General features: G+C 73.5%; 20 protein-coding genes. 6 read left to right on the top strand and 14 right to left on the bottom strand.

The window, feature by feature from the left end; translation table 11 throughout:
* Window positions 1-164 precede the first annotated feature (164 nt).
* On the top strand, window positions 165-1,535 hold the full coding sequence (locus QMF80_RS05045; protein ID WP_283449832.1) for an aminopeptidase P family protein: 1,371 nt from the start codon (window positions 165-167) through the stop codon (window positions 1,533-1,535).
* 39 nt (window positions 1,536-1,574) lie between these two features.
* Here the strand turns inward: QMF80_RS05045 and QMF80_RS05040 are convergent, their stop codons facing one another.
* From QMF80_RS05040 to QMF80_RS05030, 3 genes are all read right to left on the bottom strand, one after another.
* The gene (locus QMF80_RS05040) at window positions 1,575-1,997 is read right to left on the bottom strand and encodes a hypothetical protein (RefSeq protein ID WP_283449830.1); all 423 of its coding nucleotides are present in this window, start codon (window positions 1,995-1,997) and stop codon (window positions 1,575-1,577) included.
* Between the two features lie 150 nt (window positions 1,998-2,147).
* Complete coding sequence (locus tag QMF80_RS05035; protein ID WP_283449828.1) at window positions 2,148-2,561, bottom strand: RidA family protein; 414 nt, start codon at window positions 2,559-2,561, stop codon at window positions 2,148-2,150.
* Window positions 2,558-3,715 carry an acyl-CoA dehydrogenase family protein gene (locus tag QMF80_RS05030; protein ID WP_283449827.1) on the bottom strand — a complete coding sequence of 386 codons (1,158 nt, stop codon included), beginning with the start codon at window positions 3,713-3,715 and terminating at the stop codon, window positions 2,558-2,560. Before QMF80_RS05030 ends, QMF80_RS05035 begins: the two co-directional genes overlap by 4 nt.
* Before the next feature lie 185 nt (window positions 3,716-3,900).
* On the opposite strand from QMF80_RS05030, the gene QMF80_RS05025 reads away from it, so the two are divergent.
* Genes QMF80_RS05025 through QMF80_RS05015 form a run of 3 tightly spaced genes read left to right on the top strand, consistent with a single transcriptional unit; the run spans window position 3,901 to window position 7,236 of the window.
* Window positions 3,901-5,499 carry an AMP-binding protein gene (locus tag QMF80_RS05025; protein WP_283450036.1) on the top strand — a complete coding sequence of 533 codons (1,599 nt, stop codon included), beginning with the start codon at window positions 3,901-3,903 and terminating at the stop codon, window positions 5,497-5,499.
* 4 nt (window positions 5,500-5,503) lie between these two features.
* Window positions 5,504-6,394, top strand: a complete 891-nt coding sequence (locus QMF80_RS05020) for a PaaX family transcriptional regulator (RefSeq protein WP_283449825.1) — start codon at window positions 5,504-5,506, stop codon at window positions 6,392-6,394.
* The gene (locus tag QMF80_RS05015; protein WP_283449823.1) at window positions 6,391-7,236 is read left to right on the top strand and encodes a GNAT family N-acetyltransferase; all 846 of its coding nucleotides are present in this window, start codon (window positions 6,391-6,393) and stop codon (window positions 7,234-7,236) included. The genes QMF80_RS05020 and QMF80_RS05015 overlap by 4 nt, the downstream gene beginning before the upstream one ends.
* Before the next feature lie 94 nt (window positions 7,237-7,330).
* Here the strand turns inward: QMF80_RS05015 and QMF80_RS38240 are convergent, their stop codons facing one another.
* The 4 genes from QMF80_RS38240 to QMF80_RS05000 are packed head-to-tail and all read right to left on the bottom strand — an operon-like array spanning window position 7,331 to window position 10,797.
* A complete protein-coding gene (locus QMF80_RS38240) occupies window positions 7,331-7,492 on the bottom strand; it encodes a YdeI/OmpD-associated family protein (RefSeq protein ID WP_502962776.1) in 162 nt (53 codons plus the stop codon).
* Complete coding sequence (locus QMF80_RS38235; RefSeq protein ID WP_502962770.1) at window positions 7,426-7,704, bottom strand: hypothetical protein; 279 nt, start codon at window positions 7,702-7,704, stop codon at window positions 7,426-7,428. Before QMF80_RS38235 ends, QMF80_RS38240 begins: the two co-directional genes overlap by 67 nt.
* 17 nt (window positions 7,705-7,721) lie before the next feature.
* Complete coding sequence (locus tag QMF80_RS05005) at window positions 7,722-9,965, bottom strand: bifunctional salicylyl-CoA 5-hydroxylase/oxidoreductase (RefSeq protein WP_349372178.1); 2,244 nt, start codon at window positions 9,963-9,965, stop codon at window positions 7,722-7,724.
* A 4-nt stretch (window positions 9,966-9,969) separates the two neighbouring features.
* Window positions 9,970-10,797 (bottom strand): enoyl-CoA hydratase family protein, encoded by an 828-nt coding sequence (locus QMF80_RS05000; RefSeq protein ID WP_283449817.1) that lies wholly within the window; start codon window positions 10,795-10,797, stop codon window positions 9,970-9,972.
* A 350-nt stretch (window positions 10,798-11,147) separates the two neighbouring features.
* Between QMF80_RS05000 and QMF80_RS04995 the strand changes: the two genes are divergently transcribed.
* Window positions 11,148-11,591 carry an ATP-binding protein gene (locus QMF80_RS04995; RefSeq protein WP_283450034.1) on the top strand — a complete coding sequence of 148 codons (444 nt, stop codon included), beginning with the start codon at window positions 11,148-11,150 and terminating at the stop codon, window positions 11,589-11,591.
* 45 nt (window positions 11,592-11,636) lie between these two features.
* Here the strand turns inward: QMF80_RS04995 and argF are convergent, their stop codons facing one another.
* From argF to QMF80_RS04960, 7 genes are all read right to left on the bottom strand, one after another.
* A complete protein-coding gene (argF, locus tag QMF80_RS04990) occupies window positions 11,637-12,641 on the bottom strand; it encodes an ornithine carbamoyltransferase (protein WP_283449816.1) in 1,005 nt (334 codons plus the stop codon).
* Window positions 12,642-12,790: 149 nt separating this feature from the next.
* Window positions 12,791-14,017, bottom strand: coding sequence for an arginine deiminase (locus QMF80_RS04985; RefSeq protein WP_283449814.1), 1,227 nt, complete (start codon window positions 14,015-14,017; stop codon window positions 12,791-12,793).
* Between the two features lie 46 nt (window positions 14,018-14,063).
* Window positions 14,064-14,561 carry a hypothetical protein gene (locus QMF80_RS04980; RefSeq protein ID WP_283449813.1) on the bottom strand — a complete coding sequence of 166 codons (498 nt, stop codon included), beginning with the start codon at window positions 14,559-14,561 and terminating at the stop codon, window positions 14,064-14,066.
* Between the two features lie 150 nt (window positions 14,562-14,711).
* Window positions 14,712-17,330, bottom strand: coding sequence for a polynucleotide kinase-phosphatase (locus tag QMF80_RS04975; RefSeq protein WP_283449812.1), 2,619 nt, complete (start codon window positions 17,328-17,330; stop codon window positions 14,712-14,714).
* The gene (locus QMF80_RS04970) at window positions 17,327-18,871 is read right to left on the bottom strand and encodes a 3' terminal RNA ribose 2'-O-methyltransferase Hen1 (RefSeq protein WP_283449810.1); all 1,545 of its coding nucleotides are present in this window, start codon (window positions 18,869-18,871) and stop codon (window positions 17,327-17,329) included. The genes QMF80_RS04975 and QMF80_RS04970 overlap by 4 nt, the downstream gene beginning before the upstream one ends.
* A 43-nt stretch (window positions 18,872-18,914) precedes the next feature.
* Window positions 18,915-19,784 (bottom strand): homocysteine S-methyltransferase, encoded by an 870-nt coding sequence (mmuM, locus tag QMF80_RS04965; protein ID WP_283449808.1) that lies wholly within the window; start codon window positions 19,782-19,784, stop codon window positions 18,915-18,917.
* Window positions 19,785-19,794: 10 nt separating this feature from the next.
* Window positions 19,795-20,718: an LLM class F420-dependent oxidoreductase gene (locus tag QMF80_RS04960; RefSeq protein ID WP_283449806.1), complete on the bottom strand. Its 924-nt coding sequence runs from the start codon at window positions 20,716-20,718 to the stop codon at window positions 19,795-19,797.
* Between the two features lie 325 nt (window positions 20,719-21,043).
* Here QMF80_RS04960 and QMF80_RS04955 point away from each other — a divergent pair, with 325 nt between their 5' ends.
* A complete protein-coding gene (locus QMF80_RS04955; protein WP_283450061.1) occupies window positions 21,044-21,184 on the top strand; it encodes a hypothetical protein in 141 nt (46 codons plus the stop codon).
* Window positions 21,185-21,239 lie beyond the last annotated feature (55 nt).

Here is a 21,239-nt window from a genome sequence, read left to right as displayed (position 1 = left end):
TCCTGGTGGCGAAAAGGGAGGTGGGGGTTCGCGTGCAACTGCCCTGCTTCACACGGCATTTGACGGGGATTAACGTGCCGTCGTGTGAGCTGTAACATAGTAATGTGAAATTGCACTGACAAGCCCTGTGCGCCCATCAGTTCACGTCACCTCAGGGAGTCTTCGTGACCATTCGCCCCTACCCGCTCAATACGGGCAGCCATGATCTGCCCGTATCGGTCGAGTTGTCCGCCTTCATGTCCGGAGACTGGTCCGCCTCGCCCCTGCCGGCCGACTCCCGCGTCGCCGCCCACGCCGTCACCCCGGCCCGCCGCGCACGGCTCTCGGCCCGGTTCCCGGGCGAGCGGCTGATCATCGCGGCGGGCGAACTGACGGTCCGCACCAACGACTGCGACCACCGCTTCCGCCCGCACAGCGCGTACGCCTGGCTGACCGGGCTCGCCGGCGAGGACCAGGCGGGGCACGTCCTGGTGATGGAACCGGCCGGGCCGCACGGGCACGAGGCCGTCCTGTACCTGCGGCCGCGCTCCGCGCGCGCAGACGGCAGCGAGGAGTTCTACCGGGACCGCCGCTACGGCGAGTTCTGGGTCGGGCGCCGCCCCGACCTGACCGAGGCCGAGCGGCTCACCGGCCTCCGCTGCGCGCACCTGGCGGACCTGGGGGCGCCCGAGGGCCGCGACGCCGCGCACGACCAGGCGCTCGCCACCGCGCTCTCCGAGCTGCGCCTGGTCAAGGACGCGTGGGAGGTCGCCCAGCTCCAGCTCGCCGTCGACCACACGACCGCCGGATTCGAGGACGTCGTACGGGCGTTGCCGCGCGCCCTCGCCCACCCGCGCGGCGAACGCTGGATCGAGGGGGTCTTCGGCCTGCGCGCCCGCGCCGAGGGCAACGGCACCGGGTACGAGACCATCGCGGCCTCCGGCGCGCACGCCTGCGTCCTGCACTGGATCCGCAACGACGGGCAGCTGCGCCGGGACGAACTCCTGCTCCTGGACGCGGGGGTGGAGACCGACACCCTCTACACCGCCGACATCACCCGCACGCTGCCGCTGTCCGGGCGCTTCTCACCGGTCCAGCGGCAGGTGTACGAACTGGTACTGGCCGCCCAGGAGGCGGGCATCGCCGCGCTGCGCCCCGGGGCGAGCTTCCGCGACTTCCACCGGGCCGGGATGCGGGTGATCGCCGAGGGCCTGGCGGACTGGGGCGTCCTGAAGAACGCGGAGGGGGACCTGCACCGGCGCTACACCCTGTGCAGCAGCGGCCACATGCTGGGCCTGGACGTCCACGACTGCGCGAAGGCGCGGGCCGAGACCTACTTGGACGGCGTGCTCGAGGAAGGCCAGGTCCTGACGGTGGAGCCGGGTCTCTACCTCCAGCCGGACGACGAGACCCTCCCCGCGGAGCTGCGGGGGATCGGGGTCCGGATCGAGGACGATCTGGTGATCACGGCCCAGGGGGCACGCCTGATGTCGGGCGCCCTGCCGCGCACGGTGGCGGGCATCGAGGAGTGGATGGGCACCCTGCTGGGCGGGTGACCGCGGCGTTGCCGGAGTGCCGGTCGGGCCTCGCGCCGGTCAGCGCCAGTGGTGGTCGCTGTTCCAACTGCTGTCGTGGCTGCTGCTCCAGCTGCTGTCGTGGCTGCTGTTCCAGTTGCCGTCGTTCCAGTTGCTGTCGTGGTTCCAGCTGTCGTCGTGGTTCCAGCTGTTGTTGTCGTGGTTCCAGCTGTTGTCGTCCCAGCTGGAACCGTGGTTCCAGTTGTGGTCCCAGTTGGAATCGTGGTTCCAGTTGCTGCTGTCCCAGCACCAGGAGGGCCGGGCGTCCCCGCGCGAGGGGTCGCAGCAGGTGTACCAGTCCTGGCCGTGCCAGTCACCGGCACACCAGCCCGTCTGCGGGAGGGTCGCGGGGAGGCCCGCGGCCACGGCGCTGCCCATGGGCGCCAGGCCCAGCATGATTCCGGCGGCCCCGGCGACTACGGCCGTAGCGATCGCACGGCGCATGTCCATGCACCTCCGAAGTTCGACGATGGAGCGAGCGGAGCAAGTGGGCCAAGTGCCGCAAAAAGGTGCACACGGCCCGATATCCACCCTCCTCCCCTCCCGGCCCGCCGTCAAAAGATCGCGGACCGGCGGCCCCTCATCCTCTGCCCATCAGCCCTGGTCAGCGGATCCGAGCACCGCGATGCCGTCCAGTTCGACCAGCGCCTGTTCGTCCCACAGCCGGGTCGTGCCGATGACCGCCATCGCGGGGTAGTCGCGGCCCGCCAGGCGGTGCCAGATCCGGCCCAGTTCCGGGGCGCAGGCGCGGTACGCCGCCACGTCCACGGCGTACACCGTCACCCGGGCCAGCTCCGCCGGGTTGCCGCCCGCCGCCGCCAGGGCGGAGAGGAGGTTGGCGAGCGCCCGCTCGAACTGTTCCGGCAGGGTCTCCCCCACCACCGTGCCCGTCGGGTCGAGGGCGGTCTGGCCCGCCAGCAGGACCAGGCGGGACCCGGTGGCGACCACCGCGTGGGAGAATCCCGTGGCCGGTGAGAGCCCGGCCGGGTTGATCCGCTCGATGCTCATCGTCCGGCCGCCCCCGCCCCCGTCTGCCCGTACAACGACTTCGCGATGATCGTGCGCTGCACCTCGCTCGCTCCCTCGTAGATCCTCGGTGCCCGTACCTCCCGGTACAGGTGCTCCAGCAGGTGGCCACGCTGGAGGGCCACCGCGCCGTGCAGCTGGACCGCGTGGTCGACGACGTACTGCGCCGTCTCCGTGGCCAGCAGTTTCGCCATCGCCGCGCGCCGGGGCACCTCGGGCGCGCCGCTGTCCCGGTCGTACGCCCCGGCCGCCGCGTAGACCAGCAGCCGGGCGGCCTCCGTGCGGGTGGCCATCTCGGCGACCCGGTGGGCCACCGCCTGGAGGTCGCCGAGCACCCCGCCGAAGGCCTGCCGCCGCGCGGTGTGCGCGAGGGTCGCGTCCAGAGCCGCCCGGGCCATGCCGACGGCGAAGGCGCCGACGCTGGGCCGGAAGCGGTTCAGGGTGTCCATGGCGACGCGAAAGCCCCGGCCCGGCTCGCCCAGCAGGTCCGCGGGGCCGACCGGCACCCCGTCGAAGGCGAGGGACCCGATGGGGTGCGGGGAGAGCATGTCGAGGGCCTCTCCGGTGAGCCCGGGCCGGTCCGCCGGGACCAGGAAGGCGCTCACACCCTTGGCCCCCGGCCCCTCGCCCGTCCGGGCGAAGACGGTGTAGAAGTCGGCTTCGGGGGCGTTGGAGATCCAGCGTTTCTCCCCCGTGAGCCGCCAGCCGGCCCCGCCGCCCCCCCGGCCGTCCCGGTCCGCCGCCAGGGCCAGCGCAGCCGCGTCCGAGCCCGCGCCCGGCTCGCTGAGCGCGAAGGCGGCGACCGTGCGCCCCTCGCGTACGCCGGGCAGCCAGCGCTCGCGCTGCGCCGCGCTCCCGGCGCTCAGGACGGGGTGCGCCCCGAGCCCCTGGAGGGCGAGCGCGGTCTCGGCCTCGGTGCAGCCGTAGGCGAGGGATTCCCGCAGCAGGCACAGCTCCAGCGCGCCCGCGCCGAAAACCCGCTCCAGCAGCCCCTGTTCGCCGAGGGCGGCCAGCAGCGGCCGGTTGACGCACCCCGGTTCACCCTTTTCGGCGAGTGGCCGCAGCCGCTCCGCGGCCAGCGCGCGCAGTTGCTCGCACCATTGCTCTTGTTCGGGGTCGAGCGCGAATCCGGCCATCCGAATGCCTCAGTTCTCCGCGGGAGCCAAGTGAGTCCTGCCCTACGTACCCGTCGTGTCGCGTACCAGTCTTATCGCGCGAGGTTGACTGTCGTCACCATCACGATACGCTCGTCACGCGACCGCACGGCAGGCACCACCACCATCCCGGCCCGTCGCGAGGGGGCGCACCCGCCTTGAAGCTCATGCCTTCCGCCCACGCCGACACCTTCGCCCGCGATCATCTGCCGCCCGCCCACGAGTGGCCGGAGCTCCTGTTCCAGCTGCCGGAGCTGGCCTACCCGGACCGGCTCAACTGCGGGGCGGAGCTGCTGGACACCACCGTCGCCCGGTTCGGCGCGGACCGCCCCGCCTTCCGTACCGGCTCCGGTGAGGTCTGGTCGTACGGCGACCTGCTGGAGCGCGTGGACCGCCTCGCCCATGTGCTCACCGCCGACCTCGGCGTGGTCCCGGGCAACCGGGTGCTGCTGCGCGGGCCCACCGGTCCCTGGCTCGCGGCCTGCTGGCTGGCGGTCATGAAGGCGGGCGGGGTGGCCGTCACCGTGCTGGCCCAGCAGCGGAGCCGGGAACTCGCCACGGTGTGCGAGATGGCCCGGGTCGGGCACGCCCTGTGCCACACGAGCGTGGTGGCCGACCTGGCCGCCGCCGAGGTCCCCGGCCTGCGCATCACCCCGTACGGCGGCGAGGACCCGGGGGACCTGCTGCGGCTGGCGGAGCGCGGCCCCGCCGCCCCCTACCGCGCCGTCGACACCTCCGCCGACGACGTGGCGCTGATCGCCTTCACCTCGGGCACCACCGGGCGCCCCAAAGGCTGCATGCACTTCCACCGGGACCTGCTGGCCGTCGCCGACACCTTCTCCCGGCAGATCCTGCGCCCGCGCCCCGACGACGTGTTCGCGGGCAGTCCGCCGCTCGGCTTCACCTTCGGCCTGGGCGGCCTGGTGGTGTTCCCGCTGCGGGCCGGGGCCTCGGCGCTGCTGCTCGAACAGGCGGGGCCGCGCGTACTGCTGCCCGCCCTGGCCGAGCACCGGGTCACGGTGCTGTTCACCGCGCCCACCGCCTACCGCTCGATGCTGGACGAGGCGGCGGGCCACGACCTCTCGGCGCTGCGGCGCTGCGTCTCGGCGGGCGAGAACCTGCCCGCCGCCACCTGGCAGGACTGGTACGAGCGCACGGGCCTGCGCATCATCAACGGCATCGGCGCCACCGAACTGCTGCACATCTTCATCTCGGCGGCCGACGCGGACATCCGCCCCGGTACGACCGGCCGGGTGGTCCCGGGCTGGCAGGCCCGGGTGGTCGACCACGAGGGCCGCGAGGTGGCCGACGAGGAACCGGGGCTGCTGGCGGTGCGCGGTCCGGTGGGCTGCCGTTACCTGGCCGATCCGCGTCAGGCGGAGTATGTACGGGACGGCTGGAACGTCACCGGTGACACCTACGTCCGGGACCGGGACGGCTACTTCCGTTACGTGGCCCGCGCCGATGACATGATCATCTCGGCGGGTTACAACATCGCGGGCCCCGAGGTCGAGGACGCGCTCCTGCGCCACCCGGACGTGGTGGAGGCCGCGGTGATCGGCCGCCCGGACGAGCGACGCGGGCAGATCGTGGTCGCCTACACCGTGGCCCGGGAGGGCGCCGCGCCCACCGAGGAGGACCTGCGGGCCTTCCTGCGGGCGGAGCTGGCCCCGCACAAGTGCCCGCGCTCCTTCGTCTTCCTGCCCGCGCTCCCCCGGACCGCGACCGGGAAACTCCAGCGCTACCGGCTGCGCGATCTAGAGTGACCCCGTGGCCGAGCAGCACACCCCACGATCCTTGATCGTCACGTTCTACGGCGCCTACGGGCGCTCCTTCGACGGACCCGTCCCGGTGTCCGCCCTGGTCCGCCTCCTGGGCGCGGCCGGGGTGGACGCCCCGGCGGTCCGCTCCTCGGTGTCCCGGCTCAAGCGGCGCGGGTTCCTCCTCCCGGCGCGGGGAGCGGACGGCGCGGCGGCGTACGGCCTCTCGGAGGAGGCCCGGCAGCTGCTGGCGGACGGCGACCACCGGATCTACGCCGCGCCCGCGTCCCCTTCCGCCGTGCCGCCCGCCCCGACGGCCGGGGAGTGGCTGCTCGCCGTCTTCTCCGTGCCCGAGGAGGAACGCCACAAGCGCCACCTGCTGCGCTCCCGGCTCGCCCGCCTCGGCTTCGGCACCGCCGCGCCGGGGGTCTGGATCGCCCCGGCCCATCTGTACGACGAGACCCGGCACACCCTGGAACGGCTCCAGCTCACCCCGTACGTCGACCTCTTCCGCGGCGCGCACCTCGGCTTCGCCGCCACGGCGGAGACGATGGCGCGCTGGTGGGACCTGGCGGCCCTGGCCAAGCAGCACGAGGAGTTCCTCGACCAGCACGAACCGGTGCTCCGCGGCTGGCAGTCGGGCCCCGACCCGACCCCGGAGCAGGCCTACCGCGACTACCTCCTCGCGCTGGACTCCTGGCGGCGGCTGCCGTACGCCGACCCGGGGCTGCCCCCCGGACTGCTGCCCGCCGACTGGCCGGGCGAGCGAGCGGCGGCGGTGTTCGGCGCGCTGCACACCCTGCTGTGGGAGCGGGGCGCGGCCTTCGCCCGGCCGCTTCCCCCGCCGCGCCCGGAAATTGAGGTGCCCGGGCCCGGCCCGGACGGACACAATGGCCCATGACCTGGACTTTCACTGAAGACCTGGCGGCGTTCCTGGACGCGGCGGGCCCCGCGCTGACCGCCGACCCGCTGGCCAACACCCTGCTGCTGACCACCGTCGACAGCCTGCGCAGGCGCGGCCCGAACGCCTTCGGCCCGTGCCCCCCGTACTTCGCCGGATGGGCGGGCGCGGACGGCGCGGTCTCGGCGGTCCTGGTGTGCACCCCGCCGAACCCCCTCCTGGTCGGGGCGCTGCCCGCCGAGGCACTGGACGCGCTGGCGGCCGTACTGCACACCGAGCCGCTGCTCGCCGAGGTGAGCGGGTTCAACGCGCGCAGCGAGGACGCCGAGGTGCTGGCGGCGGCCTGGGGCCGCCCGGTGGAGGCCCATCAGGAGCGGCTGTTCCGGCTGGACGCGCCCGTCGCCCCCGCGCCCGCCCCCGCAGGTTCCTCCCGGCCCGCCGCGGAGGAGGACGTTCCGCTGTTGCTGGAGTGGCTCGCCGCCTTCGCCGCGGAGGCGGGCACCCCCGCCGCCGCCGAAGCCTGGGCGCGCGACCGGATCTCGTACGGCGGGATCCTCCTGTGGCGGGACGCGGCCGGGACGCCCGTCTCGCTGGCGAGCTTCTCCCGCCCCCAGGCGTCCACCGCCCGCGTCGGCCCCGTGTACACCCCGCCCGGGGAGCGCGGCCACGGCTACGCGGCGGGCGCGACCCACGCCGCCACCCTGGCCGCCCGCGCGGCGGGCGCGGCGGAGGTGCTGCTCTTCACCGACCTCGCGAATCCCACCAGCAACCGCCTCTACCCCAGGCTCGGCTACGCCCCCCTCTGGGACCGCTCGGTGATCACCGCCCGCGCCGGGGCGTAGGCCGTCCCTGGCGGACCTGGCGGACCTGTCGGATCTGTCGGATCTGTCGGATCTGGCGGCGCGGGCTCGACCGGCGGGTTCCCAAAGAGACGGCCTACGGCCGGTCCGCTTCCGGTGCGAGGCGGGTGAGGATCGCTTCGAGGCGGGTGTGGCGGGCGCGGGGTGTGAGGGCCTGGAGCAGGGGGAGGATCAGCTGGTAGCGCTCCGACCTGGCCAGGGACTCGAAGGCCGCCGCGGCCGTGGGGCGCTCCGACAGGGCCGCCGCGAGGGCGGGCGGGACGGTCGCCGTGCTCCGCGAGGCGTAGGCGGCGGCCCAGCGGCCGTCCTCCGGGCCTTGCGCACCTCCGCGAGGGCCGCCGCCCGCATCCGGCCCGCCGCGGTCAGCGCCGCGACCTTGTCGACATTGACCTGCGACCACAGGCTGCGGGGGCGCCGGGCGACGATCTCCACTCCGTCCAGCTCATCCATGCGGCGAAGCGTACGGCTCAGCCGCGCCCGGTCGGCGGTGTGCGGCTGCCCGCGCGGTAGGGGGCGGGCCAGGGCGCGGCCGGTCCCGCGTAGCCCTGGTCGGCCGCCGCGTGCAGGGTCCAGTGGGGGTCGTAGAGGTGCGGGCGGCCCACGGCGCACAGGTCGGCGCGGCCCGCGAGCAGCAGGGAGTTGACGTCGTCCCAGGAGGAGATGGCCCCGACCGCGATGACCGGGACGCCCAGGGCGCCGCGGATCCGGTCGGCGTAGGGGGTCTGGTAGGAGCGGCCGTACTCGGGTTCCTCGTCGGCGACGACCTGGCCCGTGGAGACGTCGATGGCGTCGGCGCCGTGGGCGGCGAAGGCGGCGGCGATCTCCACCGCCTCCTCGCCCGAAGTGCCGCCGGGCGCCCAGTCGGTGGCGGAGATCCGGACGGTCATGGGCCGGTCGGCGGGCCAGACCTCGCGGACCGCGTCGAAGACCTCCAGCGGGAAGCGCAGCCGGGCGGCGGTCGATCCTCCGTAGGCGTCGGTGCGGTGGTTGGTCAGCGGTGAGAGGAACCCGGACAGCAGGTAGCCGTGGGCGCAGTGCAGTTCGAGGAGGTCGAAGCCGCAGGCGACGGCGCGGACCGCGGCGGCCGTGAACAGGCTCCGGATGCCGGTGAATTCGTCGGCGCCCAGTGCGTGCGGGATCTGCGAGACCCCCGGGCGGTACGGGAGCGGGGAGGCGGCGACGAGCGGCCAGTTCCCGCTGCCGAGGGGCTCGTCCATGCCCTCCCACATGCGGCGGGTGGATCCCTTGCGGCCCGAGTGGCCGAGCTGGACACCGAGCGCGGTGCCGGGCGCCGAGGTGTGCACGAAGTCCGCGATCCGGGTCCAGGCGGCGGCCTGTTCGTCGGTGTACAGGCCCGCGCAGCCGGGGGTGATCCGCCCCTCGGGGCTGACGCACACCATCTCGGTCATGACCAGTCCCGCTCCGCCGAGGGCGCGCGCGCCGAGGTGGACGAGGTGGAGGTCGCCGGGGACGCCGTCCTCGGCGGAGTACATGTCCATCGGGGAGACGACCACGCGGTTGCGCAGGGTCAGTCCGCGCAGCCGGTACGGGGTGAACATCGGCGGGGTCGCCTCGTCCGGGCAGCCGAAGTCGCGCTCGACGGCGCGGGTGAAGCGCGCGTCGCGCAACCGCAGGTTGTCGTGGGTGACCCGGCGGCTGCGGGTGAGCAGGTTGAAGGCGAACTGCCGGGGCGGCTGGTCGACGTGGCCCGCGATTTCCTCGAACCAGCGCATGCTGGCCGCCGCCGCGCGCTGCGTGCTGGCCACGGCGGGGCGGCGCGCGGCCTCGTACGCGGCGAGGGCGGCGGGGACCCCGGCCGGGTCCGGGTGCTCGCGGAAGGCCTCGGCGAGCGCGAGGGCGTCCTCGACGGCGAGTTTGGTGCCCGAGCCGATGGAGAAGTGGGCGGTGTGGGCGGCGTCCCCGAGGAGCGCGGTGTTGCCGTCCGACCAGCGCGCGTTGACGACCGTGCGGAACGCGGTCCAGTGGGAGCGGTTGCCGCGCAGGGAGCGTCCGCGCAGCGCCTCGCTGAAGGTCTTGGCGCAGCGGGAGGCCGATTCGGCCTCGTCGCACAGGTCGAGCCCGGCGGCCCGCCACACTTCCTCGCGCATCTCGACGATGACCGTGGAGGAGTCGGCGGAGTAGGGGTAGCCGTGCAGCTGCACGACCCCGTGCTCGGTTTCGGCGATCTCGAAGCGGAAGGCCTCGAAGGCGAAGTCGGCGGCGAGCCAGATGTACCGGCTGCGGCCGGTGTCCAGGCGCGGGCGGAAGACCTCGGCCCCGGCCTCCCGGGTGGGGCTGTGCACCCCGTCGGCCGCGACCACCAGGTCGTATGTCGCGGCCAGCACCCGGGCCGCGGGCGCCCGGGTGCGGAAGTGGAGCCGGACGCCCAGTTCGGCGCAGCGCGCGTGCAGGATCTCCAGGAGCCTGCGGCGGCCGAGGGCGGCGAACCCGTGTCCGCCGGAGGTCAGCGCCCGGCCGCGATGGACGATGTCGATGTCGTCCCAGCGGACGAACTCGGCGGACAGGGCGGCGTAGACCTCGGTGTCGGCGCGTTCGATCCCGCCGAGGGTCTCGTCGGAGAGGACCACGCCGAAACCGAAGGTGTCGTCGGCGGCGTTGGCCTCCCACACCTCGACCTCGTGGCCCTGCCGCGCCAGCAGGGCGGCGGCGTACAGTCCCCCCGGTCCCCCGCCGACGACGGCTGCCCTCATGGCGCTACCTTCCCCTCCACTGGGGTGGCCGCTTCTCGGTGAAGGCGGCATGGAATTCGGCGTAGTCCTCGCCGTTCATCAGCAGGGCCTGCGTGTTCGCGTCCAGTTCCACGGAGGCGGCGAGCGGCATGTCCAACTCGGCCGTGAGCAGTGCCTTGGTCTGGGCGAGGGCCAGGGCGGGGCCGGCCGCGAGGCGTTCGGCGAGTTCGACGGCGCGCTCGTGGGCCTTGCCCTCGTCGGTGAGTTCGCTGAGCAGACCGATGCGTTCGGCCTCGGCGGCCCGGACGGGCTCGCCGAGCATCAGCAGCCGGGTGGCGTGGCCGAGGCCGACGACCCGGGGCAGCAGGTACGCCGCCCCCATGTCCCCGCCGGAGAGGCCGACCCGGGTGAAGAGGAAGGCGAAGCGGGCGGTGGGGTCGGCGATCCGGAAGTCCGCGGCGAGGGCGATGACCGCCCCGGCCCCGGCGGCCACGCCGTGTACGGCGGCGATGACGGGGAAGGGGCACTCCCGGATGGCCCGGACGACCTGTCCGGTCATCCGGTTGAAGTCGAGGAGCTGCGCGGTGTCCATGGCGAGGGTGGCGCCGATGATCTCGTCGACGTCACCACCGGAGCAGAATCCGCGCCCCTCGCCGCCGAGGACGAGGGCGCGCACGGACCGTTCGCGGGAGAGTTCGGCGAGCAGGTCGCGCAGGTCGGCGTAGGCGCCGAAGGTCAGCGCGTTCAGCTTGTCGGGACGGTCGAGGGTGACGGTGGCCACGCCGTCCTGGCGGGTCAGCCTGAAGTGGCGCCACCGTTCGGTGGGGGCTGCGGAACCGGAGAAGGGGCTCACGTGACGAACGTATCACTGGAATGTGACTGTCGTCAGGGAAGCGCGACATGACACGAACGGCGGTCCTGGCGAGGCGGGCGGCGCGCACACACGCCGAAGGTCCCGCCGGTAGCCCACCTGTGGCCCCTGACGGTTGCGTCGGGGTGCCCTGCACGAGCGCGGTTCGGCTTCGTATCGTGGACAGCGGGATCTCCCCCGGCCGGGCCCGCGCGGGCTGGATCTCGCGGCCGGCCTCCGCATCGGCCTCCCTTCGGGCATCCGCCCGCCCGTCCCCTCGCACGTCCCGGCCGAAGTCGCCGCCGAAGCCCTCGCGGAAGCCCCCGCCGACGCCTCGTCCCATGTCCCAGCCGATGTCCACCGACGGAACGGACGGTCCCCCCTTGACTGACGCCTCCGCGTGGCGGATCGCCCTCCCGCACACCGCCGCGGCCGTGCCGATCGCGCGCGCCCTGATCCGGACGGCCCTCGCCGAGATCGAGGCACCGGCCGACAGCGACACCGCCGAGCTGCTCACGGCGGAGCTGGTCGCCAACGCCGTCGAGCACACCCCCGGCGACGCCCCCATCGAGCTGGTCGTGGAACTGCTCGCGAACGGCTGCCAGGTCGAGGTGCACGACCGGGATCCCCGGCCGCCGGCCGAGCTGTGCCCGCGGATGCCGGACCCCTGGCAGGAGCACGGCCGCGGGCTGCTGCTGATCCGCGCCCTCAGTTCCTCCTGCGGAGCCCGGCCGACCCCGCACGGCAAGGCGGTGTGGTTCACCCTGCCCGCGCGGCCGTCCGCCGGCGCGGGATGAGGACTGCGTCCCCGCGGCGCCCCGCCCCGCGCCGGGCCGCCGCCGCTACGTCGCGAGCGTCGCGACGAGGACCGCCTTGATGGTGTGCAGCCGGTTCTCCGCCTCGTCGAAGACCACGGAGTGCGCGGACTCGAAGACCTCGTCCGTCACCTCCAGCGACTCCAGCCCGTGCCGCTCGTGGATCTCCCGGGCCACCTTGGTGCCCAGGTCGTGGAAGGCGGGCAGGCAGTGCATGAACTTGACGTCCGGGTTGCCGGTGGCGCGCAGGACGTCCATGGTGACGGCGTACGGGGAGAGCGCCGCGATCCGCTCGTCCCAGACCTCCTTGGGCTCCCCCATCGACACCCAGATGTCGGTGATGACGAAGTCCGCCTGGGCCACGCCCTCGGCGACCTGGTCGGTCAGGGTGATCCGGGCCCCGCTCGCGGCCGCCAGCTCCTCGGCCGCGGCCACCACCGGCCCGGCGGGCCAGTACGCGCGCGGCGCGACGATCCGTACGTCCATGCCGAGCAGCGCGCCGGTGATCAGGTAGGAGTTGCCCATGTTGAAGCGGGCGTCGCCGAGGTAGGCGAAGGAGAGCTGCTCCAGGGGCTTGGCCGGGCAGTGCTCGGTCATCGTGAGCACGTCGGCGAGCATCTGGGTGGGGTGCCAGTCGTCGGTGAGTCCGTTGAAGACGGGGACCCCGGCATGGGCGGCCAGCTCCTCGACCGCGTCCTGGCTGTCGCCCCGGTACTCGATGCCGTCGAACATCCGGCCCAGCACCCGCGCGGTGTCCTTGACCGACTCCTTGTGGCCCATCTGCGAGCCGGAGGGGTCGAGGTACGTCGTGTGGGCGCCCTGGTCGGCGGCGGCCACCTCGAACGCGCACCGGGTCCGCGTGGAGGTCTTCTCGAAGATCAGCGCGATGTTGCGGCCCTGGAGCCTGCGCACTTCGACGCCCGCCCGCTTGGCCGCCTTGAGTTCCGCGGCCAGCTCGACCAGGCCGCGGAACTCGGCGGCGGTGAAGTCGAGCTCCTTGAGGAAACTGCGGCCGACGAGATCGGTGGCCATGGGGACACTCCAGAGTCACGGTGACAGGGGAATGGAAGTCTATACGATCCTCTGCATTGATATACAGTCTGCTCGATCACACAGATCCTCCCTCACCCGCCTTCCCGTCACACCGCGCCGTCGTCACACCGCGTCGCCCGCCGGCCCCGTCACACGGCGTCGCGTTCGACCGGGCAGCTCATGCAGCGCGGGCCGCCCCGGCCCCGGCCCAGTTCGCTGCCCGGGATCTCGATCACCTCGATGCCCTCCTTGCGCAGGTGGGTGTTGGTGGTGACGTTCCGCTCGTAGGCGACCACCACCCCCGGCTCCACCGCCAGGACGTTGCAGCCGTCGTCCCACTGCTCCCGCTGCGCCGAGTGCACGTCCTGCGTCGCCGTCAGCACCCGGATCGAATCGAGCCCCAGCGCCGCCGCGATCGCCCGGTGCATGTGCTCCGGCGGATGGTCGGTGACCTTCAGCTCCTGCTCCCCGTTGCCCGGTTCGATCGTGTAGGAGCGGAGCATGCCCAGACCCGCGTACTGGGTGAAGGTGTCCCCGTCGACCATCGTCATCACCGTGTCGAGGTGCATGAACGCCCGCCGCTTGGGCATGTCGAGCGCCACGATGCGCGTGGCCGAACCGGCGGCGAACAGACCGCGCGCCAGCATCTCCACCGCTTGCCCGGTGGTCCGTTCGCTTATTCCGATGAGCACCGCGCCGTTGCCGATGACCAGGACGTCCCCGCCCTCGATGGTCGAGGGGTAGTCGGCCTGGCCCTGGGTCCAGTAGTGGAAGGCGCCCGACCCGGTGAAGAGGGGGTGGTGCTTGTAGATCGCCTCGAAGTGCACCGTCTCGCGCTGCCGGGCGGGCCAGCGCATCGCGTTGATGGACACCCCGTCATAGATCCAGGCCGAGGTGTCGCGGGTGAACAGGTGGTTCGGCAGCGGCCCGAGCAGGAAGTCGTCCAGCTCCATCGCGTGGAAGGGCACCGAGACCGGCTCGCTGTGCCGCTCCAGGAACTCCCGCTTCGTCATCCCGCCGACCAGCGCCTCCACCAGCTCGGCGGAGGGCAGCCCGTCGAAGGCGGACCGCAGGTGGTCGGTGGCGAGGGGACCGTACTCCTTCTCGTCGAAGACCCGGTCCAGTACGAGCCGCCGCGCCTCCGGGATGTCCATCGACTCCCCCAGCAGATCACCGAACAGGTGCACCTCCACCCCCCTGTCGCGCAGCACGTCGGCGAAACCGTCGTGCTCCTGGCGGGCCCGGCGCACCCACAGCACGTCGTCGAAGAGCAACGCGTCCTTGTTGCCGGGCGTCAGCCTCTTCAGTTCCAGATCGGGCCGGTGGAGGATGACGCGGCGAAGCCGCCCGGTCTCGGAGTCGACATGGAATCCCATGGCGTACACGTTCGCAGACCGAGCGGCGTTTCGACGTGCCGTTGGCTCAGCGCAGGCCGAGCAGCGCCGAAGGAGCACCCGTCAGTTCCGGGGCGATCACACCCAGCTTGGGGGCCACCAGGTTCGGCAGCCCGTAGTTGCTGCCGTCGGGCATCCCGATGGGGGCGCCGACGACGACCCCGGCACTGCGGGCGAGCAGGGTGGTGGCGGGCGAGTCCAGCGAGCCCTCACCGTCCGTCTCCGGCCTGCCGAGCAGGTTCGGCACCGGGGAGGTGACCCCGGTGCGGCCCAGCTCGGTACCGATCGGGATGACCGGGACGAGCGGGGTGGGGAGCAGGTCCCCGGTGTGGTGACGGGGCACGTCCGGCGCACCCACGACCGGCACGGGGACCCCGGTGGCCACCTCGGGGGTGGGCACCCCGAGCGAGGTCTCGACGGCGCCGAGGGGGACTCCCACCGGCACCGAACTCGCCATGGCCGGGGTCGCCGCACCCGCCACGGCCATGCAGGTCATGAGGGCCGCAATGCTTCCGCGCGCGGTCATCTTCATATCTGACGTTCCGTCCTTCCAGGGTCGCGGACATTTCCGCTGCCCTGGAAGAACGATCCCGCCCGGTGTTTCCAGGGAGTTCCACGGCAAAGTTCCCCCATACGACCTAACCGGGAGCACGTAGGTTCACGCGGCCGCGACCGGTCACAGGCGTGGATCGACCGGTTCCGATTCCAGCGCGAGCACCGCGAAGACCGCCTCGTGCACCCGCCACAGCGGCTCCCCGTCCGCCAGCCGGTCCAGCGCCTCCAGCCCGAGCGCGTACTCCCGCAGGGCCAGCGAGCGCTTGTGCCCGAGGAAGCGGGAGCGCAGCCGTTCCAGGTTCTCCGGGCGCATGTACTCGGGACCGTAGACGATCCGCAGGTACTCGCGCCCGCGCACCTTCAGCCCCGGCTGGACCAGCCGCTCGCGGCTGGTTCGCACGTACGCCTGGAGGGGTTTGACGACCATGCCCTCGCCGCCCTCCCCGGTCAGCCGCAGCCACCAGTCGGTGCCCGCCCGTACGGACTCCTCGTCCCCGGTGTCCACCAGGATCCGCTCGGTACGGCGCAGCAGCGGACCGCCGCCGCTCTCCCGCGCCCGCCGCCCGTCGGCCTCGACGAACCGGTCCAGCCAGCCGAGCTGCTCGTCGTGGGGTACGGCCGCGAGGGAGCGCCCGGCCACCGCGAGCAGCTGGAAGGGCGCGAGCCGCACCCCGTCCAGCCCCTCGGTGGGCCAGCAGTAGCGCCGGTACGCCTCGGTGAAGGCGGTGGCGTCGGCGGCGCGGCGGCGCTGGCGGTCCGCCAGTTCGGCCACGTCCACGCCCCGGGCCGCGGCCGCGTCCAGGGCGGCCAGGGCGTCCGGGAAGACCGCCCCGGACGCGGCGCCCACGGCGGCGTACTGGTGGCGCAGCAGTCCGGCGGACTTCAGCGACCAGGGCAGCAGTTCGCCGTCGAGCAGCAGCCAGTCGGTGGCCAGCTCCTCCCACAGGCCCGCGCCGGTCACCGCCGAGCGGAGCCGGTCGAGCACGTCCTCGGTGACGGCGGGATCGGTGAAGAAGGACCGTCCGGTACGCGTGTACACGGATCCGGTGACCCCGTCGCCGGCCCCGAAGCGCGCCCGCGCCGTCTCCCCGTCCCGGCAGAGCAGCACCGTGGCCCGGGAGCCCATGTGCTTCTCCTCGCACACGACCCGGCCGACGCCGTCCTTGCGGTACTGGGCGAAGGCCTCGGCGGGGTGCTCCAGGTGGGTCCCGTCGGCGGCGGCCGCGGTGGGCGCCATGGTCGGCGGGAGGTACGGGACCAGCCGCGGGTCCACCGCGAACCGGCTCATCACCTCCAGGGCGGCCGCCGCGTTCTCCTCGCGCACGGTGACCCGGCCCAGGTGCCGGGTCTCCACCACCCGGCGCCCCTGTACGTCGGCCAGGTCCAGCGGGCGGCCGTCGTGGCCGCCCGGCGCCTCGGCCGCGAGGGGACGCGTGGGCTCGTACCAGACCTTCTCGGCCGGTACGTCGACCAGCTCGCGCTCGGGCCAGCGCAGCGCGGTCATCCGGCCGCCGAAGACCGCCCCGGTGTCGAGGCAGATGGTGTTGTTGATCCAGGTGGTGTCCGGGACCGGGGTGTGGCCGTAGACCACGGCGGCCTTGCCGCGGTAGTCCTCGGCCCACGGGTAGCGCACGGGCAGCCCGAACTCGTCGGTCTCGCCGGTCGTCTCGCCGTACAGGGCGTGCGAACGGACCCGGCCGGAGGTACGGCCGTGGTATTTCTCGGGCAGCCCGGCGTGGCAGACCACCAGCTTGCCGCCGTCGAGGACGTAGTGGCTGACCAGGCCCGCGATGAACTGCCGGACCTCCTTGACGAACTCCTCGTCCTCCCCGGCGAGCTGCTCGACCGTCTCGGCGAGCCCGTGGGTGAGCTGGACCGCGGACCCCTTGAGGTAGCGGCCGAGCTTGTTCTCGTGGTTCCCCGGCACGCAGAGCGCGTGTCCGCCCGCGACCATGCCCATGACGCGGCGCAGCACGCCCGGGCTGTCCGGGCCGCGGTCGACGAGGTCGCCGACGAAGACGGCGGTGCGGCCGTCGGGGTGGATCCCGTCGTCGTAACCGAGCTCGGCGAGCAGGGTCTCCAGCTCGGAGGCGCAGCCGTGGACGTCACCGATGATGTCGAAGGGGCCGGTGAGGTGGGTGAGGTCGTTGAACCGCTTCTCCAGGACGACTTCGGCGGCCTCGACCTCGTCGACGGAGCGCAGGACGTGCACCTTGCGGAAGCCCTCGCGTTCCAGCCCGCGCATCGAACGCCGCAGGTCGCGGCGGTGGCGCTGGATGACCTGGCGGGGCAGTCCGGCCCGGTCGGGGCGCTCGGCGTTGCGCGCGGCGCACACCTCCTCGGGCAGGTCGAGCACGATGGCGATGGGCAGCACGTCGTGCTCGCGGGCCAGCCGGACCAGCTGGCTGCGGGCCTCCTGCTGGACGCTGGTCGCGTCGACCACGGTCAGCCGCCCGGCGGCGAGGCGCTTGCCCGCGATGTAGTGCAGGACATCGAAGGCCTCCTTGCTGGCGCTCTGGTCGTTCTCGTCGTCGGCGACCAGGCCCCGGCAGTAGTCGGAAGAGAGCACCTCGGTGGGCTTGAAGTGCCGTCGGGCGAAGGTGGACTTGCCCGATCCGGTGGCGCCGATCAGGACGACGAGGGCGAGGTCGGTGACGGGCAGGACGCGCGGGGCGGTGCGGCTGTCGGCGTGCGTGGCGGTGTCGGTACTGGTGGCGGTGCCGGTGTCGGTGTCGCTCATGCGGCGGCGTCCTCCTTCGGAACGGAATCGAGGTGGGAACCGGTGGTGGGACCGGTGGTGGGACCGGTGCTCGGGTCGGCGAGGGTGAACACGGCCATCTGGGTGGGCGGGCCCACCTCGGGATCCTGGGGACCGACCGGGGCGAACTCGACCCGGTACCCGTGGCGTTCGGCGGTCCGGCGGGCCCAGTCGCGGAACTCCGCTCGAGTCCACTCGAAGCGGTGGTCGCTGTGCCGGACCTCTCCGGCGGGCAGCGTCTCCCAGCGGACGTTGTATTCGACGTTGGGGGTGGTGACCAGGACCGTCCGGGGCCGGGCCGCGCCGAAGACGGCGTACTCCAGCGCGGGCAGCCGCGGCAGGTCCAGGTGCTCGATGACCTCGCTGAGCACCGCCGCGTCGTAGCCGGCCAGGCGCTTGTCGGTGTAGGCCAGGGAACCCTGGAGCAGGCGGACGCGCCCGCTCTGCCGCTCGCCCAGCTGCTCCAGCCGCAGCCTGCGGGACGCGGTGGTCAGCGCCCGCACGGACACGTCCACGCCGACGATCTCGGTGAAGGACACGTCCTTGAGGAGGTCGTGGAGCAACTGGCCCTGCCCGCAGCCCAGATCGAGGACCCGGTGGGCGCCCGCGGCACGCAGGGCCCCGAGGACCGCCTCGCGCCGCTGCCGGGCGAGGGGCACGCGACGCCCGTCGGCTCCGTCCGCCCCGTCGGCGCCGGTGGTGTCCGCGTCGTCCGTGGTCGCGTTGTCGATCTCCTCGACCTCGCTGCCGTCGGACTCGGCGAGACGGACCAGCTCCAGACGCTCCATCGCGTCCTGGGTGAGCCGCTTCGAGCGCGCGAGGTAGCGGCTGGTGATCAGGCCGTGCTCGGGGTGGGCGGCGAGCCAGCCGTCCCCGGCCCGCAGCAGCTTGTCGACCTCGTCCGGAGCCACCCAGTAGTGCTTGGAGCCGTCGAGGACCGGCAGCAGGACGTAGAGGTGGCGCAGGGCGTCGGCGAGCCGCAGCTCCCCTTCGAGCACGAGGCGTACGTACCGGGAGTCGCCCCACTCCGGGAAACGGGTGTCGAGCGGTACGGGCGTCACCTCGACCGCGCTCCAGCCGAGGGGGCCGAACAGCCCGCGCACGAGCTCCGGTCCGCCGCGCGCGGGCAGCACCGGAACCTCGATCCGCAGCGGTCGCGGCCGGTCCGGCAGTTCCGGGCGGGCGGCGCAGCGCGCGTTGAGGGCGCTGCGGAAGACGGTGCCGAGGGCTACGGCGAAGAGCGAGGAGGCGGCGTACGGACGGTCGTTGACGTACTGCGCGAGCGCGGCGTCGGGCGCCCCGCCCCGACCCCGGCCCTGACCGCGGCGCACCAGGGCGACGGGGTCCACCTCCAGCAGCAGCGCCGCGGTGCAGCGCTCGGGCGTGGCCTCGGGGTAGAGGACGTGCGCGGTGCCGTGGGAGGTGCTGAACGCCTGGGCCCTCTGAGGGTGCTTGTGCAGCAGGAAGCCCAGGTCAGTGGCTGGTTTCTCGGCGGTGCCGGTGGTCGAGATCGTCATGAACATGCGCTTGAGTATGGGCAGACGGTCCGACCCCGGACAACGCGTTTTAGGGGCCCCGAAGCCCGGCCCGAAGGGCGGCGATCCGGGGCGGGCCCACGCCGCAGCAGCCCCCGATCAGGCGGGCTCCCGCGCGGCGCCAGGCCGGGAGGGGCCAGTCGGCGGTGCCCGAGCTGTCGTTCGGGTAGGCCAGCAGCGGTTTCGCCGTCGCCGCGGCCGCCGCCTCCAGGGCGGGCAGGACGTCCTTGGCCGCGCAGCAGTTGACGCCCACGGCGATCACCTCCGGCGCCGCGGCGGCCAGCGCGAAGGCCTCGGCGAGCGGCTGCCCGGCCCGGGTGCGGCCCGCCGCCACCGTGTACGAGAGCCAGGCCCGGGCCCCCGTACCGGCCAGCACCGACAGCAGTGCCTCCGCCTCGTCCGTGTCCGGGATCGTCTCCAGGGCCAGTACGTCGGCCCCCGCGCCCAGCAGGGCCTCGATCCGGGGCCGGTGGAAGGCGGCCAGCTCCCGCACGCCGAGTCCGTAACGGCCGCGGTACTCGGAGCGGTCCGCCAGCGTCGCGCCGTACGGCCCGACGGACGCGGCCACCCACACCTCGTGGTCCACCGCCCGCGCCGCCCGGTCGGCGAGGGCGACGCAATCGCGCAACAGGGCGGTGGTCCGCGCCCGGTCGTACCCGTGGCGGGCGAAGGCCTCGTACCCCACCTGGTAGCTCGCGGTGATCAGCACCTGCGCCCCGGCCCGCGCGAACGCCGTGTGGGCGGCCTCGATCCCCGCCGGATCCTCGGCCAGCACGCGGCCCGACCACAGTCCGCCGGACAGGTCGCAGCCCTGGGCGGCGAGCTGGTCGCCCAGCCCGCCGTCCAGGATCACCGTGCGCCGGGCCAGGACCTCGGCCAGAGCGGCGGTCGCGCGGGTCATCGCGTCGCCGTCATCCGAGCTGGGGCAGCACCTGGGAGGAGATCAGCTCCAGGTGGTCCAGGTCGTCGAGGTCGAGCATCTGGAGGTAGATCCGCGAGCTGCCGACGGCCTCGAAGGCGGCGATCCGCTCCACCACCTCGGCGGGGGTGCCCGCCAGGCCGTTGGCCTTCAGCTCGTCCACGTCGCGGCCGATGACGGCGGCCCGGCGGGCCACCTCGGCGTCGTCGCGGCCCACGCACGCGACCAGGGCGTTGGAGTAGACGAGGTCGTCGGGCGAGCGTCCCGCCGTCACGGCCGCCGCCCGGACCCGGCCGAACTGCGCCTCGGTGTCGGCGACCGACGCGAAGGCCATGTTGAACTCGTCCGCGTACGTCGCCGCCAGCCGCGGGGTCCGCTTGGCGCCCTGGCCGCCGATCAGGACGGGCACCCGGTCCTGGAGCGGCTTCGGCAGCGCGGGCGAGTTCTCCAGCTGGTAGTACTCGCCCCGGTGGTCGAAGGTCTGGCCCGGCTTCGTGTTCCACAGGCCGGTGACGATCGCGAGCTGCTCCTCCAGGCGCGCTCCCCGCTCCGCCGGGAACGGGATGCCGTACGCCTTGTGTTCCTCCTCGAACCAGGCGGCGCCCAGGCCGAGTTCGACCCGGCCGCCGGACATCTGGTCCACCTGCGCCACCTGGATGGCGAGGACGCCGGGGAACCGGAAGGTGCCCGCCGTCATCAGGGTGCCCAGCCGGATGCGCTTGGTTTCCCGGGCGAGCCCGGCGAGGGTGATCCACGCGTCGGTGGGCCCGGGCAGCCCGTCGCCCGATCCCATGCTCAGGTAGTGGTCGGAGCGGAAGAACGCGCTGAACCGGAGTTCCTCGGTGGCCTTGGCGACCTTCAGGAGGGTGTCGTAGTTCGCACCCTGCTGCGGCTCGGTGAAAATACGGAGATCCATGCCTCCCATCCTGCCCTCCCCACTCCGGCCGGGTGAATCCGCCGCCACCGGACGCCCGCGCCCCGCCCCCGCCAGTGACCAGCGCGGAGGGGGATCGTTTGCTCGGACGGAGCCGGACCGCCCGGCCCGCGTGTCGGCGGCCGTCGCCGACGTGCGCACCGCCCCCTTCCGTCGCGGAGGGGCCAGGGCCGAGGAGGCCGCCATGTCCCACGAGTCCGCGCCCGAGCACCCCGGACATACCGGACAGTCGCCAGAGCGCCGGACGTGCCGGGAACCCGCGGTTCCGCCTCGGAGCGGCGGCGCGCCGAAGGGTCTTCTGCAGCAGATGGAAGAGCTGATGGCGGCGCTGAACGCCGACCTCTGCGACCTCGACGCCGACCTCCAGTCCTCCGCGGGCCGCTCCACCGGCGCCACCACGACTCCAGGCCGCGCCCCCGGGAGCGAACACCTTTTCGGGGCCCGCTGAACGGGGCCGCTGAACAGGGCCCGCCGCGCGGGTCCCCCTCGGCGCCACCCATCAC

The sequence above is a fragment of the Streptomyces sp. G-G2 genome, from assembly GCF_030063135.1.
Taxonomy (GTDB): Bacteria; Actinomycetota; Actinomycetes; order Streptomycetales; family Streptomycetaceae; genus Streptomyces.
This window is presented reverse-complemented; position numbering and strand designations above follow the sequence as displayed.